Consider the following 15433-nt stretch of genomic DNA (forward strand, 5'->3'; position numbering starts at 1 on the left):
GGCCGGCGCTTCGAGCACCTCAGCGCAATACCGTGTGCTGAGGCCCTCGAAGCACACCCTCAGCCAACAATCGCCGCCGCGTCGTCGTCGAGCAACGCTGCGGCCCAGTCAAGCGCGAGTTCAGCCGGGTCATCACCCGAGCCGGCGTCGTGGCGACCGTACTCGCCGAGCCGTTCTGCTCCGGCGCGCTCAAGCGCCTCGCTGAGCAGTTCACTGCCGCGCGAATAGGTCTTCGTGTACGACTTATCCCCCATGCCGAACACCGCAAAGCGCAGACCGGCGAGATCGGCATCGGCGAGCGCCGCGGTGAACTCCCGCGCATTCGTTGGCAGTTCGCCATCGCCATAGGTCGAGCAGACGATGAGATGTAATTGCGCTCGGTCAAGCTCGGTCGGGGTGAAGGATCCGAGATCGCGCACGGTGATCGGTGTATCGCTACCACCGCCTTGACTGGCACCGCGAAGCTCGCTAGCGAGCTGGTCAGCGGTGAGTTCGGCGTTTCCTGATTCGCTACCGACGAGGATCGTGACGCCCTCGGCCGGCAGGCGCAGCATCGTCGCGGCGGAGGCTTCGTCCACCGGCGGGTCGAACCGCGGGTCATTAGCGGCAGCAAGCATCGCTTCCACGCTCGTGAACTTCGCGCGCACGCGACCTGCGGCGGCGGCGAGACGCTCGGCTCGGTCAATGCGCTGCCAGCCGGTGAAGTCGGTGGCTCCGGCCGGCGGTGCGTAGGTGAACGAATCACGCGAGGATGCGCCGAGATCGGCCGCGACGAGCGCCGCAAGACCGCGCGCATCGCTGCGCTGGTCGGGAATTGTGCCGCGCGGGCCGCGACGCAACCATCCGGCGACATAGAGACCCGGCTCGACTCGGCCATCGGGATGTGCGCCCGGCTCCACGAGCAACTCGCCCTCACCACAAAACCCGACGGCGGTGATCACCGAGTCGGTGTCGAGCGCAATCTCGCCCTCGGGGCCGGTGAAGACGGCTCGCTCGACCGCCTCCTCGCCCTCGAGCCGCGCGGGCGTGAGCCCGAACCACCACTCGACCACCACCGACGCGTCGGGGCGCACGGCCGCCGCAAGGTCACGCACGGCATCGACCCGAGCATCCTTGCCCGGGGCCACTGCCTCGAGTTCGGCACCGTGGACCACATGCGACATACCGTCGAGCGCAGCGAGTTCGCGAATCATCACCGGATCAAACTTCGCCGCCTCTGGCAGCGAGCGGCCGACGATGTGGATGCGACGCACCTGGCCCGCGAGCTGGCGGCGCGCCTCATCGTGCACATCGGTACCGTCGAAATCGCACTCGGCGCGGCCGATGAGGCGCACGAGGTCAATGGCAACATTGCCGTGGCCGACGATGACGAGCCGCTCGCCAAGCTGCGGGGCTGCCGCCTCATCGGGATGTGCGTTGAGTAGGCGCGTAATCCGGCCGGCCCCGTAGATGCCGGGGAGGTCGGCGCCGGCGACGCCGAGGGTTCGGTCACCGCTCAGGCCCGTGGCGACGACGACCGCATCAAATTGCTCTCGCAGGGCCGCAAGCTCCGCCCGGTCGGCAATCTCGACGCCACCGTGGAAGTGCACGCCATCGCGCACAAAGAGGCGCTCGAACTGTCGGGCAACTGACTTCGTACCCTGGTGGTCGGCGGCAACGCCCGAGCGCACGAGACCGTAGGGCGCGGGCAGGCGATCGAACACGTGCAGGTGCGCACCCGGGAACTGGCGGCGCAGGGCCTGCGCGCTGAAGCATCCGGCCGGGCCCGAGCCAATGATCGCAATCGCGGGGGTTGGTGTGGGCGCTTCGCTGGTTTCTGCCTCGAGCGCGGCCGCGGCGTCGGCGGTGACGGCTCCAGCCGCATCCCAATTGAGCGGCATGGTGGCGACGCCCCGGAACACCCAGCCCTGCGAGACCGGCGGGCGCTCCGCAATGAGCGAGAGTTCGGGCAGGCGCGCGAACACCTTCGGGAGCGCCACATTCGCCACTTCGGCGCGGGCCACCCAAGCGCCGAGGCACACGTGCACACCCTTGCCGAAGGCGAGGTGCGGCTGCACTTCGCGGTGAATGTCGAACTCGGCTGCACCCTCCCACACCGCAGTGTCGCGGTTCGCCGAAAGGAGGCTGATGCCGAGCTTCGCGCCGCGCGGCAGGCGCACCCCGGCGAGCACGGTATCGCGGGTGACCTGGCGCGAATACATGCCGATCGGCGCGACCCAGCGGATCGTCTCGTCGAAGACGGTCTGCCACAGGCTCGGGTCGGCGAGCACCGCATCCCGCTGCTCGGGATGCTGCAGCAGTGCCATCACGGCCGTGCCAAGGGCGTCGCGCGGCTCATTGAGCCCGCCGCCAATGGTCATCTTGAGGTTCGCGCGGATGCGTTCGAGCGGCATCTCGTAGTCGGGGATGCGCAGGAGCTGCGAGATGACCGACTCATCGGGATGTTGCTGGTGCCACACGAGCATCTCGTCGAGCGCATCGTCAACCTCGTTGAACGAGCGCTCCCCCGCGGCCCACACCTCAGGGTCATCGGCGTAATTGCCGGTGGCGTCGATCATCGTTTGTGACCAGCGAATGAGATCTTCGGCGGTGCAGTTGTAGAGGCCGACCACATCGCGCAGGCTGTCAGCGACGTAGGGCGCGGCGAAATCGGTGATGAAGTCGGCACCGGGGCCCTTGGCGATGAGGGCGTCGAGGTGAAGGTCGGCATTGCGGTCGAACTTTTCGGTCCACACGCGCTTCACGACCCCCGGCCGCAACGCCGGCTCCCAGGCCTTCCGCTCAACGAAGTGCTCAGGATCGTCGCGGCGCAACATCGAGTGGCCCATCGCGCGGATCATCAGCGAGCCCTGCTCATTGGCCGAGTAGATCTCCTGGTCGAGCTCGGTGGTGTGCACCGCGTCGTAGCTCGTCACCAGATAGCGGCCGATGGCCGGTACCCAGTGCACGCCACCTTCGGCGCGCAGGCGCTCGAACGACGGAAAGGGGTCGTTCATGAGTTCGTCGATGCGTACCCAATCGGCGGTCGGGGCCTCGGGTGCGGCGTCGAATGCGCTGTTGTCAGACATCTCATCCTCCACATCGCGGCGCCTCGTTGCACCGCTTGATGGCTCCAGTGTGCGCGATTCCATTCGCGTAGAAAAGCGGGTAGATTCGCTCAGTAACCACGATTTCATCGATGAGGATGCGTATGGTCACGAACGCCCCCGACTTCACCCTCCGGCAGCTCGCCTACTTCGCCGCGGCCGCCCGCCACGGCACCATCTCGGGCGCCGCCGCCGAGCTCCACGTCTCCCCCTCGGCGCTCTCGGATGCGATCACCGAACTCGAGCGCGCGCTCGGCACGAGCCTGTGCATCCGTCGTCGTGCGCACGGTCTCACCGTGACGACTGCCGGTGCCGACGTGCTCTCGCGGGCACAGGAACTCCTCGTGAGCGCCGACGATCTCGCGACCTCGCTTCGCGGCGAGGCGGGTGAACTCGTCGGCCCGATCACCATTGGCTGCTATCCGACCCTCGCGCCGGTGGTGTTGCCGCCGCTTCTCGCTGACTTTGGTGCCGCGCATCCGCGCGTGCAGCTCGAACTCGTCGAGGCGACCCAGGATGTGCTCGCGAGCGGCATGGCCCGCGGCGAGATCGACCTCGCCTTCGTCTACGACTCGTTCCTGCCCGGGCACGAAAAGCGGGCGCGGCTCTTCGCCGACCGCGCGCATGTGCTCCTCGCGGCGAACGATCCGCTCGCGGCGCGCGAGGTGCTCCGACTTGAAGACCTCGTCGATCGCGACCTCATCCTCCTCGACGCTCCCCCGTCGACCACGCACACGCTGTCACTGTTCTCGGCCCGTGGGCTCAGCCCACGCATCCGGCACCGCACCGCGAGCTTCGAAGCCGTGCGCACGCTCGTGGCACGCGGACTCGGCTACGGCATCCTGGTGCAGCGCACTGCGAACGACCGCAGCTACGAGGGGTACCAACTCGTCACCCGCGAGATCTCGCCCGCAGTGCCCGCCGTCGGCATCGACGCCGTGTGGCCGGATGCGGGACCGCCACCCGCGCGCGTCCGTGCGCTCATCGAATTTGCCCACAGTGTCAACTGGCCAGAAGAAGGACGCCTATGACCACCGCAACTGCCCTGCACTGGGCAATCAAACGCTCACTCATTGACTATGTGCGCGCCCAGCCCGATGGCACCGTCGAACTGGTGGATGGCGCGAGCGAAGTCGATGGAGAGTTTGTGTTTCCGGCGACTGAGCCGGGCACATTTCGTGGCGGCGTCGTGCTCACCGCCCATCACGGGATGCTGCGGGTGACCTTGCGGGATCCGTCGCTCGAACCCGCTGAGGCACCGACCGAGTTGTGGCTCGACGACGGGCAAGGGCGGGTGGCCTTTGCGAAGCTGGCTGCGGATGGGTCGGCGCGGCTCACGCTCGACGGGGCTGATCTGTTCATGGCGGGGCCCTATGGGCCGGGGACGGAGTTGGATCGGCCGGCGGTGCGGTAGCAACGAAGCGGGCCCCAGCGATTGGTGAGGCCCGCTTCTTGGTCAGTTGTTATTCCGCGAAGCGGAAGAGCTTCTTGTTCGCAAACTCGAGCATGCCGCCCTTACCGAGCTCGCGGCCGTAGCCCGACTTCTTCACGCCACCGAAGGGCACATCCGCACCCTCGAGGCCAGAAGCGTTGACGAACACCATGCCAACGTCGAGACGGTTACCGATCGACTCGGCGCGCGCCTCGTCGTCACACATGACGACCGAGCCGAGGCCGTAGGGCGACGAGTTCGCGAGCGCGATCGCCTCGTCATCGCTCGACACCTTGTAGAGCTGCGCAACGGGGCCGAAGAGCTCCTCGCTGTAAACGTCCATGTCGGGCGTGATGTTGCCGAGCACCGACGGGGTGTAGACGTTGCCCTCGGGCTCGTTATTGCCGACGAGAATCTCGGCACCCTGGTCGACGGCACGCTTGACCTGCTCGGTGAGCGTCTCGGTGGCGCTGTCGCTCGACATCGGACCGAAGTCGCCGTCGGAGTACGACTGCCCGCCAATGGCGGCGTTGAACTTTTCGGCGAAGGCGTCGTACACCTTGTCGGCGACGAGGATGCGCTTCGAGCCGTTGCAGGCCTGGCCGGTGTTCTCCATGCGGCCGCCCACGGCGTACTCCACCGCCGCGTCGAGGTCAGCGACATCGTCGGTGACGTAGAACACATCCGAGCCACCGAGCTCGAGCACGCACTTCTTCAGCGCGCGACCGGCCTGCTCGGCGACGATTGCGCCGGCACGCTCCGAACCGGTGAGCGAGACGCCCTGCACGCGGTCGTCGGCGATGATGGTGCCGAGCTGCGCGTGGGTGGCGAACACGTTGACGTAGGCGCCCTCGGGGAAGCCGGCGTCGCGGAAGAGGGTTTCAAGGGCGAGCGCCGACTCGGGGCACTGGCTCGCGTGCTTGAGGATGATGGTGTTGCCGAGGATCACGTTCGGTGCCGCGAAGCGGGCAACCTGGTAGTAGGGGTAGTTCCACGGCATGATGCCGAGGATCACGCCGAGACCCTGGTGGCGGATGAACGAGCGCAGGCCGTCTTCGACCTTGATCTCCTCGTCGGCGAGCCACTCTTCGGCGTTGTCAGCGAAGGCCTTGACGATGGCGCCCGAGAACTCGGCCTCGCCGATCGCCTGGTCGAGCGGCTTACCCATCTCGCGGTTGATGATCTCGCCGAGTTCATCCTTGCGCTCGTCGAAGAGCTCCGCGAGGCGCTGTGCGAGCGCAACGCGCTCAGCGAGGGTGGTCGTACGCGACCAGTTGTTGTAGGTCTCGTGCGTTGCCGCGATTGCCTGCTCGATCTGCTCGTCAGTCGAGGCTTCGTAGCTCTTGACGACCTGCTGAGTCGCCGGGTTGATCACGCTGAACTGCGCCATTTGCGTCGTGCTCCTTGTGGTGATGGGGCGTGTTGGTCTGGTGCGTCAGATCGCGACCGCTTCGTTGCGATTGTCCGTACCAGTACGCCGGCGCGGATGCGCCATACGAACGGTCTTCATTATTCTAACCACGCACCTGGGATGCGGCTGAGCACGTTCGCTTCGAGCGCCTCAGCGAGCACCGAGCCGGTCAGCCAGCAGCGTCGCCAGATGCACGCCCTCGCGACCGGCGAGTTGGTCGGCCTGGGTGCGGCAGGAGTAACCATCCGCGAGGAAGATCGCCTCCGGCTTTGAACGCAGCGCCGGCAACAGCGAGTTGCCCGCCACCGCCACCGACATTTCGTAGTGCCCGCGTTCGAGACCGAAGTTGCCCGCGAGACCGCAACATCCTGAGAGCTGGTTAATCTCGGCGCCAAGCCCCTCAAGCAGTGCCCGATCGGGGGCGAAGCCGATCACCGCGTGTTGGTGGCAGTGCGGCTGCACGATGAGCTCAACCCCGTCGAGGCGCGGCAGCTCGAACTCGGCAGCCGGGCGCACCGGTGCCTTGCCGGTGAGCACTTCCGAAAGCGTGTAGGTCGCCTCGGCAATGCGCTTCGCCCGCGGGTCGTCGGGGAAGAGTTCGAGCAGGTCACTGCGCAGCACCGCCGTGCAGCTCGGTTCCACGCCCACGATCGGCACCCCAGCGTCGACGAGCGGCGTGAACACCTCCATGAGGTCAAGCAGGCGCTTGCGGGCACCGTCGAGCTGGCCGGTTGAGATCCAGGTGAGCCCGCAGCACACCGAGCGTTCCGGCGTGACAACTTCGAGGCCGGATGCTTCGAGCACCCGCACCACATCGTGGTCGACATTCGGGGCGAAGCCGTTCGAGAACGAGTCGGCCCACACGAGCACGCGATCGCGGCCAGTGCGCGGCGCATCCACGGCCACCGCCGCACCGCTTGCGACCGCGCGCTTACGGTCGGTCATGAATGAGCGACCCGCGACCTTCGGAATCGTGCGGCGGCGGTCGACGCCGGCGAGCGGCAGCAGCAGGCGGCGCAACCAGCCGATACCCATGACGCCGTTCACGAGCGGTGCGAGCGGCACCATGAGCTTCTCCCAGCGCGGGAGCTGGCCAAGCACATAGTGATTCATCGGCCGCAGCTTGCCCCGGTATTTGCGATAGAGCGTCTCCGACTTCATTGCCGCCATATCGACGCCGGCCGGGCAATCGCTCGCGCAGGCCTTGCACGACAGGCACAGGTCGAGCGAGTCGGCAACCTCGGGCGATGACCAGCCCTTCGAGACAAGCTTGCCGTTCACCATTTCTTGGAGCACGCGCGCGCGTCCCCGGGTCGAGTGGGTTTCATCCTTCGAGGCGAGGTAACTCGGGCACATGAAGCCGCCCGCGGCGCGGTTGTCGGCGCGGCATTTGCCCATACCGACGCAGCGGTGCACGGCCTTGGTGAAATCTCCCGCGTCGTGTTCCCACGAGAAGCCGCCACGCACCCGCGGGGTCGGCAGTGCCTGTGGGCGACGCAAATCTTGGTCGAGCGGGGCCGGATGCACGAGCACCTCGGGATTTAGGAGGTTCCGTGGGTCGAAGAGCGCCTTGAGTTCGCCGAACGCCGCGATGGCGTCGTCGGAGTACATGAGTGGGAGGAGCTCGCCACGAGCGCGACCATCGCCATGTTCACCCGACATTGAGCCGCCGAAGTCAGCAACGAGCCGCCCGGCGTCGAGCATGAAGCGGCGCATCGCGGCGCCGTCGCGCTCGAGCGGAATCGACAGGCGCACGTGGATGCAGCCGTCACCGAAGTGTCCGTAGGGCATGCCCTCGATGCCGTGGCGCTCGGTGAGCTTGTCGAACTCGCGCAGGTATTCGCCGAGGCGCTCCGGCGGCACCGCCGCATCCTCGAAGCCTGGCCAGCACTGCTCGCCGTCCATGGTGCGACCGGCAAGGCCGACGCCGTCTTCGCGCACGCGCCAGATCGGGCGCGCCTCGTCGGGGTCGGCGATGAGGTTCGACGAGATCGCCGAGGATGCGGCGATGAGCTTGTGCGCGCGGTCGAGCGCGTCGAGCTGGTCAGCACCGGGCATTTCGATGAGGAGCCATCCCCCGCCTTCGGGGAGGGCGGCAACCGCAGCGGCACCGTGGTGACGGCGCACGGCGTCGACGAGGCGTGCATCCATGCCCTCAATGGCACCGGGCTTTTGCGCGAGGAGCGCCGGAATGTCGTCGGCGGCCTCGACCATCGACGGGTAGCCGAGAGCGATGGTGACCGGCGCCGAGGGCATCTCAACGAGCTTCACGGTGGCGCCAAGCACCGTCGCGAGCGTTCCTTCTGAACCGACGAGCAATTTCGCGAGCGAGTGCCCACGTTCGGGCAGGAGCTGTTCGAGCGCATAGCCCGAGACCTGGCGGCCAAAGCGACCGAATTCGGTGCGAATCGTCGCGAGGTGGCGCAGGGTGAACTCGTCGAGCCCGGGCACCACTTTGAGGTCGTCGCTCGCGGTGTAGCGGCGGCCGAGGCCATCGATGACGTCGAGGTCGATGATGTTGTCGTCGGTGCGACCGAAGGCGAGCGAGTGCGAACCGCAGGCGTTGTTGCCGATCATGCCGCCGATGGTGCAGCGGGTCCAGGTTGACGGATCGGGGCCGAAGCGCAGGCCGTAGGGCTTCGCGGCGTTTTGCAGCTGGGCAACGATGACGCCCGGGTCAATGCGGGCGGTGCGTGCCTCGGGGTCGAGCGAGTGGATGCGGTTGAGGTAGCGCGAGGTGTCAACCACGATGCCGCGGCCGATGGCATTGCCGGCAATCGAGGTACCGGCACCGCGAAGTGTGAGCGGTGTGCCGGTTTCGCGTGAGGTCTCGGTGATTGCGATGAGGTCGTCGGTCGAGCGCGGGAAGGCGACGACCTCGGGCACGAGGCGGTAGTTCGAGGCGTCGGAGGAGTATTCGGCGCGGCGGAGCGTCGAGGCGTCAACGTCACCCTCGATGCGATCGCGGAGGAGTTGCGCGAGATCGCGCTGGTCGCCGCTCAGTGCCGGGCTTTTCGCGCCAGTCTCCTGCATCGTCACGACGGCACGTCCTCTCGCTCGCTGCCTGCCCCGCATTCCTTGCCTGGGCACCCGTGTCTCGATGTTAGTGCGCGGTGGCGGGGGTATCGGGGCGGCTGGCGCGGGTCTCGAGCAACCGGATGCGTTGCCGCAAGCGCGCGGGTACGATTCGGCTGGGCAGGATGCGCACCGCCCGCGGCAGTGTGCGGTTGGCGAGCACGAGCGGTGCCCAGCCGAGTGCGGCCTGAAAGCGGGAAACGTGGGTGTGCGGGTGTCCGTAGGCCGCCGCGATTTCGACCGGGAGCAGGTCGACCGCGAGGCGAGTGGCGAGCGGCATGAGTGCCCGCAACCACCAGCTGACGTTACGGGCTGTGAAGAGTTCGTCGCGGGCTCGGCGCGCATCCGCCGTGATTTCGAGGTGCCCCAGGGTGTCTCGGAAGTAGCGGTCAAACTCGCGGGCGCTTTGCGGCCAGAGGGATGCGGGCATCCCGAGGCTCGTGGCGAGAGCGCCGAAGCCGCGCACGATGGCGTCGGCGTCCCCCGCCGTTCGCCTGCCGAAGGCGCGGCGGTGGGCGCGCATCGCCGACCAGCAAAGGGTGGCCGCGACCCAGCGCTGCGCCTCGGGATCGTTCGCGTCGTAACGGCGGCCCGCCGCATCCTCGCCGTTGACTCGGCCGTGCTGGGAGGTGACGAGGCGCGTGACGAAGGCGCGTTCATCCGCTTTGCCGAAAGTGATGGCGGTGACGAAGTCGAGCGTGCCCCACAAGCGCCGCATGGGTGCCACCGCAAAATCGGAGTGCCGCGCGACCCCGGCCGCTACCGCCGGATGCGCGAGCTGGAGCAGGATCGCCGTGCCGCCGCCCGCGAGCACGATCGCCTCGGAGGTGAGGCGCCGGTAGGGGTCGGGGTCGGCGAACGGGTCCATACTGAGAGCGTAGGTGGCGCGCTTGCGCGGCCGATGATCTTGAGGCGAACGGGGCGGCGATGGCGCGGATGAACGAGGCTCGTTGCTGGGTCGAGCTCGCGTCGGGTGTCGTCGTTGCACTAATGCTTGCTGGATGCGCGGGGCCAGGTGTGCCGCTGGAGAGTTCGTCGGCGACTGCGGTTGAAACTGCTCCTGCGAATGCACCCGTGGTGCAGGAGTTCTCGCTCACGATTGAGGCGAGCTATCCGCACGATGCGGCGGCGTTCACGCAGGGGCTCGAGGTGTTGCCGGATGGGGTGCTACTCGAGTCGACCGGATTGCTCGGGGAATCGACCATCCGGCTCGTGGACCTCGTGAGCGGCGAGGTGCTCGAGTCGCGGCCACTGGCGGCGAATGAGTTTGGCGAGGGCTTGACCGTGGTCGGCGATCGGGTCGTACAGCTCACCTGGCAGAACGGGGTGGCGCACACCTGGTCACTGCCCGATCTCGAGCCGGGGCCGCAGTACACCTATGAGGGTGAAGGTTGGGGGCTTTGCTACGACGAGGCGCATGACGTGCTCTGGCGTTCAGACGGCACGGAGGTCCTCACCGCGCATGATCCCGAGACGTTCGCCGTCACCGGGCTGACGCTTTCGGTGACGCAAGACGGCGAGCCGGTGCACGATCTCAATGAACTCGAATGCGCGCCCGACGGCATCTGGGCGAACATTTGGTACTCGACCGAGATCATCCGGATTGACCCCGACTCGGGGGCGGTGACCGGCACGCTTGATGCGAGTGCGCTCCTTGCCGATGCGGAGTCGGCGGGGCCGCTCGAGCGCGGAGCGGTGCTCAATGGGATTGCGCGCGATCCCATATCGGGCCGGTGGTACCTCACGGGCAAGCTTTGGCCGAAGCTCTACGAGGTGACGATTACGCCGGTGGGTTGATCGCCTCGCGAATGCGTCGGAGCAGTGCGCCACGTCCAGGTTTCATCGCTCCCGCGTGAATCACGTGCTCGCCGCCACCGCGTGTGTCGAGGAGGAGTGCCCAGCGGTGGCGAGTGCGCAGATTGTCGCGTCGCACCCCCACGATTTCGTTGAGGGGAACACGGTCTCGCGATCCTGCTCAAATAGGCGCAACTCGGTGTCGGTGATCACGACGCGTGGCCGTCCGCGCAGCTGCATCGCGAGGTCGGTCACGACGTACAGGAGCAGGAGCGCGAGGAGCGCGAAGCCCGCGCCGATCGTGATGTTCTCCCAACCGACCGGGATGCCCTGCCCGAGATCGCCCAGCTCGCGCCATACCAGCCAGCCGCCGAGCCCGAGAATGACGAGGGCGATGGGCCCGACGACGAACGGCGCAATCGTGTGGCTGCGCGCTACCCAGGCGTCGCCGAAGTCGTTCGCGATTTCGTCAGTGACCTTGACCTCGGTCGGGGTTTGCGCATCCGGTGTGGTGTCGGCGAGGGCATCGATGAGCCACGACACCGGCACCGCGAGGCGGTCGATCTTGTGGCGCTGCGGCAATGCCCCGTAGCTCGTGGCGACGAGCGCGCGGATGCGCCGCGGGCCGAGGCGCTTGGAACCCTGCTCGATCTGAAGCGAGATGAGCCGGCGACGATCGATCACCACCGACTCGGCAGTGTGCGGCGTGATTGCGATGTGGTCAGCGGTGACCTCGAGGGCCGGCTTCCGGCGAAGGAGCGGGATGCACGAGAGCACCACGAGCACGACGCCCACAATCAAGAGTGCCCATGCGTTCCGATAGCCGCGGCGGCTGAGACCTTCACCCTCGAGCATCACCGTCGCGAGTGCCGGGCCAATGAGGCACAGGCCGATGGCGACGCCGATCCAGGCGTAGCTGCGGCCCAGCTGGTAGATCTTGCGGAGGTGAGGCATTCGTTCAGCCTAGATCGGGAAGCGTTGCGCTTCAGTCGCACGGCCAGCGAGGTCGAAGCCTTCGACAGTGATGATGGTGTCTGGTGGGAAGGGCTCGTCAAACTGAGCCTCGATTTTGAGTGAACCCGTCGCTGAGCGCCAATGAGTGATGGTGTGCGACCCCAACGCGGCGCTCCAGCCAGCGAGCGCGCCGAGCGCATCGCCCGTGATCGCCGTGCTGAGGTCACCGCTGAGTCGCGCGGCGAGGTCCGCGGGCGGCTCGAAGCTGACGAGCCGCACGGTGCCTTGACCGGCATCCGCTTCGACGTGGAGTTTCCCGTCCGATACTCGCGCCATTGACGTGTGCTGGTAGCGCGCCCCAAGCGCGTTGAGGCGAGTGCGCGCGACGACGGTCGCGCGCTCGCTCGCGTCGATCGCGATCCAGTTGCGGCCGAGTCGTTCGGCGACCACCGCAGTGGTGCCCGATCCGCTGAAGGGGTCAATCACGAGGTCGCCGGGGCGAGTGGTCCAGCGCAAGAGGAGTTCGAGCAGACCCTCGGGTTTCTGCGTCGCGTAGCCGGTGCGCTCAGCCGACACATTGAGCACCGGCCGCACCGAGACGGCTTGCACGCTCGCGCTGGCCGGGTCATCGCCGGGCTCCACGAGATTGATCGAGCCTTCGAGCACGTCACGCAGAATCGTGTCGACGTAGTGGCGACCTTCCGCATCCTGTTTCGTGCCGATGAACGGCTTGTCGAGGTACTGCCGTTCGAACAACGGCTGGATGCGGAAGGCTGGCGAGCGGCGATACAGCAGGAGGTTGTCGTGTTTACGTGGCACCGAGGCGGTGCGTGACGCTCCCCCGCTGCGATAGCTCCAGACGAGTTCGTTGACGAAGTTGTCTCGGCCGAGCAGTTCATCGAGCACGAGCCTCACGAGGTGGCTCGCATGCCAATCCAAGTGCACGCAGATGGCGCCGTCGTCGGCGAGGAGTTCGGTGGCGACGATGAGCCGAGGGATGAGCATCCGCAAATATTCGGCGGTGCCGTCGTCCCAAAAGTCTTGATACGCGAATTGGTCGAGGACGAGTAGTTCGCCCGTGGCTGAGCGGGTCTGGATGCGGTTGCGGTAGTTCGCGCGCGAATCGAAGGGCGGGTCGAGGTAGACGAGGCGCGCTCTGCCAGGTTTGAGGCGCAAGAGCGTTGCCAGGTTGTCGGCGGTGATGAGTTGCTTGGCGGTGTCATGCCCCTCGAGGTGCACGCTGGCGAGGCGCGCCTCATCGGCAATTGTCCGGCCTTCGTCAATGAGGTCGGGCAATTGCCGCAGGAGCGAAGTGGTCATCCCGCTATTGTCGCAAGCTATCGCGGCGTCGGCGCCGCTTCATAGGTCACCCAGGTGGTCTTCGTCGCGACGTCGTCATAGAGCACCTGTGCCTGCGCATTGTCATCGGCCGTGATCCACTGCACGCCGTCGTAACCCTCATCGGCCGCCAGCTCAGTGAGGCGGCGGATGAGCGCACGGCCCACGCCGCGGCCGCGCGCTGCAGGCACCGTGAACAGGTCGTCGAGGAAGAGTCCGGTGGTGCCCGTGTAGAGCGAGGGCACCGGACGGATGTGCGCGAGGCCGAGGATCTCGCCGCCCGATTCGGCGACGAGCGCGCTGGACTCGTGGGTCGGGTCGAGGAGCCACTGCCAGGCAGTGGTGACCGCGTCTTCATTGGGCTCGAGTTGGTAGAACTCGCGATAGGCGCGATAGAGCTCGCGCCACTGCGGCTCGTCGGCCGGGGTGAGATCGCGGATGACCGGGGTGAGTTTGGTGTTCATGGAGCTTTCCTGAGTCACATCGTTGGAAATCAGTGGCACCGCAGGGGCGGTACTCCCGAACTTAAATGAACGGAAGTCATAAATGACTGTGAGTTGCAATGACCGTGCGTTGCCGACACAGCCGAACTGCAGGGTGGCGCGCACCCTGCAGTTCGGCTGATTCCGTCGCTACTTGGCCATGCGGCGTCGAACGAGAACCCCCGCACCGGCGAGCACGAGCAGCGCTCCGGCGAGCAGTAGTCCGCCGTTAAACGTCGTGCCGGTGCCGGGCAGGTTGCCGGTCGGTGACTTCGGCGGCGCGGTCGACGGCGTCGGCGTGCCCGGGGTGGTCGGCGTGGTCGGCGTGCTCGGCACCTTGACCGTGATCACCGCATCCGCCTCATTCGAGACCGCGGGCACGCCACTCGGAGTCGAGCCCGTCGCAACCGCCACGTTCGTCACCGTGCCAGCTGCCGCATCCGCGTCAGTGACGGTGTACTCGGCGCTCGTGCACGTCGTGGCGGCACCTGGCGCGAGCTCAGTTGCGTCGCAGGTAACGGCCACGTTCGCCGTTGCGAGCATCTCGTCGACGATCACCAGCTCGCGGATCGTCACATCGCCGGTGTTCGTCACGACGAACTCGTAGCGCACCTTGTCGCCCGGCAGATAGGAGTCACGCAGGTCGATGACCGACTTCTCGAGCTTCAGTTCGACGAGCAATGAGAAATGCCCCGCAAAGATGCGGGGCATTTCTTCAAACTATTCGGGTTTTGGTGGAGCTAAGGGGATTCGAACCCCTGACCTTTTCATTGCGAACGAAACGCGCTACCAACTGCGCCATAGCCCCGAAGACAAGAGACAACAATAGCACTGGCGCGAATCTCGACAAAATTTGTCGAGCATCCGAGTGCGGCGATTCGCCACCAAGCTATCCAGCGGGTGTCGTCTCGGGGCCGGTCGGCTGCGGACCGTTCGTCGGCTGCGGGCCCGGGTCGACCACGGTCGGCTGAGGCTGGGGCTCCGCCGGCGGCTGTGTGGCCGGAGGCTGCGTCTCGGCCGGCGCCGTCGTCTCCGGCGGTGCGGTCGTTGCGGGCGGCGCCGTCGTCGGGTCCGGCGGAATGTACGACGTGCGGTACTGCATGTCTTCACTGCGCGCCTTCGCGAGCGCGTTACCGAGCGTCACTACATCGCCGCAGAGCAGGTCGATTTGTTCCATCGAGCGGTGCGAGCGCAGTGACTCCTGCGCGGTGTACACCTCGTCGTCGGTGTCCCAATTCGAATACGCCCACTCCTGCATGAGCGGATCAACGTTGTCCGCAAGGGCGAGCGAGTACTTATCGACGAAGATGCTGCGCGCCTCTTCGACGAGCTTCTCAACGAGCCCCGCATCGTTCTTCGATGCCGACTCGGCGATTTCGTCGAGCTTGTTCTTCATCTCGTCGCGCTGCGGCTCGGGCACGAACGACGACGACATGGCGTAGCAACCAATGAGGCCATCGGCACCCGCTTGCGCCGCGATGACCTCGGGCGTGATGACGGTCCAGGTCGCCTCGGGCGAGTTCTCCAACGCCTCAATTCGTGCACGCTGCGCGGCGCCGAGATACGAGATGAGCGCGGGCAAGAGGAGCCCCACGATCAACAGGATGCTCAGAGCTGAGATCCACTGCACCCGGTGCGCGTTCGACGCCCCTCGCCACTTGGCAATGAACCCGCCTTCGCGCATCCGTGCATTCGTGGCGCCGAGTCGGGCAGTTTCGCGACCCTCGTCCGAAAACTCCCCAGGATCAACGGCAATGGGCTCAGCATCGGTGCTGTCGAACGGGTCGACCTTCGATGTCGCCATGTGTGTTGCTCCAGGGTCGTCAAGCGGATGAGATCACCATGTTAGGCGAGAACTCAG

Annotated in this window: 12 protein-coding genes and 1 tRNA gene; 3 read left to right on the forward strand and 10 right to left on the reverse strand. The window is 66.6% G+C overall.

What is annotated here, in order from left to right:
• Nucleotides 1-59 precede the first annotated feature (59 nt).
• Nucleotides 60-3068: a cytochrome P450 gene (locus EG850_RS03855; protein ID WP_124970244.1), complete on the reverse strand. Its 3009-nt coding sequence runs from the start codon at nt 3066-3068 to the stop codon at nt 60-62.
• Between the two features lie 110 nt (nt 3069-3178).
• Here EG850_RS03855 and EG850_RS03860 point away from each other — a divergent pair, with 110 nt between their 5' ends.
• The gene (locus EG850_RS03860; RefSeq protein ID WP_235829202.1) at nt 3179-4117 is read left to right on the forward strand and encodes a LysR family transcriptional regulator; all 939 of its coding nucleotides are present in this window, start codon (nt 3179-3181) and stop codon (nt 4115-4117) included.
• Nucleotides 4114-4500 (forward strand): HtaA domain-containing protein, encoded by a 387-nt coding sequence (locus EG850_RS03865; protein WP_124970247.1) that lies wholly within the window; start codon nt 4114-4116, stop codon nt 4498-4500. The genes EG850_RS03860 and EG850_RS03865 overlap by 4 nt, the downstream gene beginning before the upstream one ends.
• A gap of 49 nt (nt 4501-4549) precedes the next feature.
• Here EG850_RS03865 and EG850_RS03870 read toward each other — a convergent pair whose 3' ends face one another.
• The 3 genes from EG850_RS03870 to EG850_RS03880 form a co-directional block, all read right to left on the reverse strand.
• Complete coding sequence (locus tag EG850_RS03870) at nt 4550-5908, reverse strand: NAD-dependent succinate-semialdehyde dehydrogenase (RefSeq protein WP_124970250.1); 1359 nt, start codon at nt 5906-5908, stop codon at nt 4550-4552.
• Nucleotides 5909-6079: 171 nt separating this feature from the next.
• On the reverse strand, nt 6080-8962 hold the full coding sequence (locus EG850_RS03875) for an FAD-binding and (Fe-S)-binding domain-containing protein (protein ID WP_124970773.1): 2883 nt from the start codon (nt 8960-8962) through the stop codon (nt 6080-6082).
• Nucleotides 8963-9032: 70 nt separating this feature from the next.
• Nucleotides 9033-9872, reverse strand: a complete 840-nt coding sequence (locus EG850_RS03880; protein ID WP_124970253.1) for an oxygenase MpaB family protein — start codon at nt 9870-9872, stop codon at nt 9033-9035.
• Nucleotides 9873-9931: 59 nt separating this feature from the next.
• Between EG850_RS03880 and EG850_RS03885 the strand changes: the two genes are divergently transcribed.
• Nucleotides 9932-10801, forward strand: coding sequence for a glutaminyl-peptide cyclotransferase (locus tag EG850_RS03885; protein WP_124970256.1), 870 nt, complete (start codon nt 9932-9934; stop codon nt 10799-10801).
• 60 nt (nt 10802-10861) lie between these two features.
• Here the strand turns inward: EG850_RS03885 and EG850_RS03890 are convergent, their stop codons facing one another.
• The 6 genes from EG850_RS03890 to EG850_RS03915 form a co-directional block, all read right to left on the reverse strand.
• On the reverse strand, nt 10862-11752 hold the full coding sequence (locus EG850_RS03890) for a hypothetical protein (protein ID WP_124970259.1): 891 nt from the start codon (nt 11750-11752) through the stop codon (nt 10862-10864).
• Between the two features lie 9 nt (nt 11753-11761).
• Nucleotides 11762-13072: a DNA methyltransferase gene (locus EG850_RS03895; protein WP_124970262.1), complete on the reverse strand. Its 1311-nt coding sequence runs from the start codon at nt 13070-13072 to the stop codon at nt 11762-11764.
• A 17-nt stretch (nt 13073-13089) separates the two neighbouring features.
• Entirely contained in the window at nt 13090-13554 is a 465-nt protein-coding gene (locus EG850_RS03900; RefSeq protein ID WP_124970265.1) for a GNAT family N-acetyltransferase, read from the reverse strand.
• A 168-nt stretch (nt 13555-13722) separates the two neighbouring features.
• Nucleotides 13723-14283 (reverse strand): DUF7507 domain-containing protein, encoded by a 561-nt coding sequence (locus tag EG850_RS03905; RefSeq protein ID WP_124970268.1) that lies wholly within the window; start codon nt 14281-14283, stop codon nt 13723-13725.
• A gap of 21 nt (nt 14284-14304) precedes the next feature.
• Nucleotides 14305-14380 (reverse strand) — tRNA-Ala (locus EG850_RS03910).
• A gap of 81 nt (nt 14381-14461) precedes the next feature.
• Entirely contained in the window at nt 14462-15376 is a 915-nt protein-coding gene (locus EG850_RS03915; protein ID WP_124970271.1) for a hypothetical protein, read from the reverse strand.
• Between the last annotated feature and the right edge of the window lie 57 nt (nt 15377-15433).

It is taken from the genome of Gulosibacter macacae (assembly GCF_003865375.1).
Lineage (GTDB): Bacteria > Actinomycetota > Actinomycetes > Actinomycetales > Microbacteriaceae > Gulosibacter > Gulosibacter macacae.

Coding starts and splice junctions, on each gene's coding strand:
- EG850_RS03855 (WP_124970244.1), bottom strand. CDS start 3,068: ATGTCTGACAACAGCGCATTCGACGCCGCACCCGAGGCCCCGACCGCC.
- EG850_RS03860 (WP_235829202.1), top strand. CDS start 3,179: ATGAGGATGCGTATGGTCACGAACGCCCCCGACTTCACCCTCCGGCAG.
- EG850_RS03865 (WP_124970247.1), top strand. CDS start 4,114: ATGACCACCGCAACTGCCCTGCACTGGGCAATCAAACGCTCACTCATT.
- EG850_RS03870 (WP_124970250.1), bottom strand. CDS start 5,908: ATGGCGCAGTTCAGCGTGATCAACCCGGCGACTCAGCAGGTCGTCAAG.
- EG850_RS03875 (WP_124970773.1), bottom strand. CDS start 8,962: ATGCAGGAGACTGGCGCGAAAAGCCCGGCACTGAGCGGCGACCAGCGC.
- EG850_RS03880 (WP_124970253.1), bottom strand. CDS start 9,872: ATGGACCCGTTCGCCGACCCCGACCCCTACCGGCGCCTCACCTCCGAG.
- EG850_RS03885 (WP_124970256.1), top strand. CDS start 9,932: ATGGCGCGGATGAACGAGGCTCGTTGCTGGGTCGAGCTCGCGTCGGGT.
- EG850_RS03890 (WP_124970259.1), bottom strand. CDS start 11,752: ATGCCTCACCTCCGCAAGATCTACCAGCTGGGCCGCAGCTACGCCTGG.
- EG850_RS03895 (WP_124970262.1), bottom strand. CDS start 13,072: ATGACCACTTCGCTCCTGCGGCAATTGCCCGACCTCATTGACGAAGGC.
- EG850_RS03900 (WP_124970265.1), bottom strand. CDS start 13,554: ATGAACACCAAACTCACCCCGGTCATCCGCGATCTCACCCCGGCCGAC.
- EG850_RS03905 (WP_124970268.1), bottom strand. CDS start 14,283: ATGCCCCGCATCTTTGCGGGGCATTTCTCATTGCTCGTCGAACTGAAG.
- EG850_RS03915 (WP_124970271.1), bottom strand. CDS start 15,376: ATGGCGACATCGAAGGTCGACCCGTTCGACAGCACCGATGCTGAGCCC.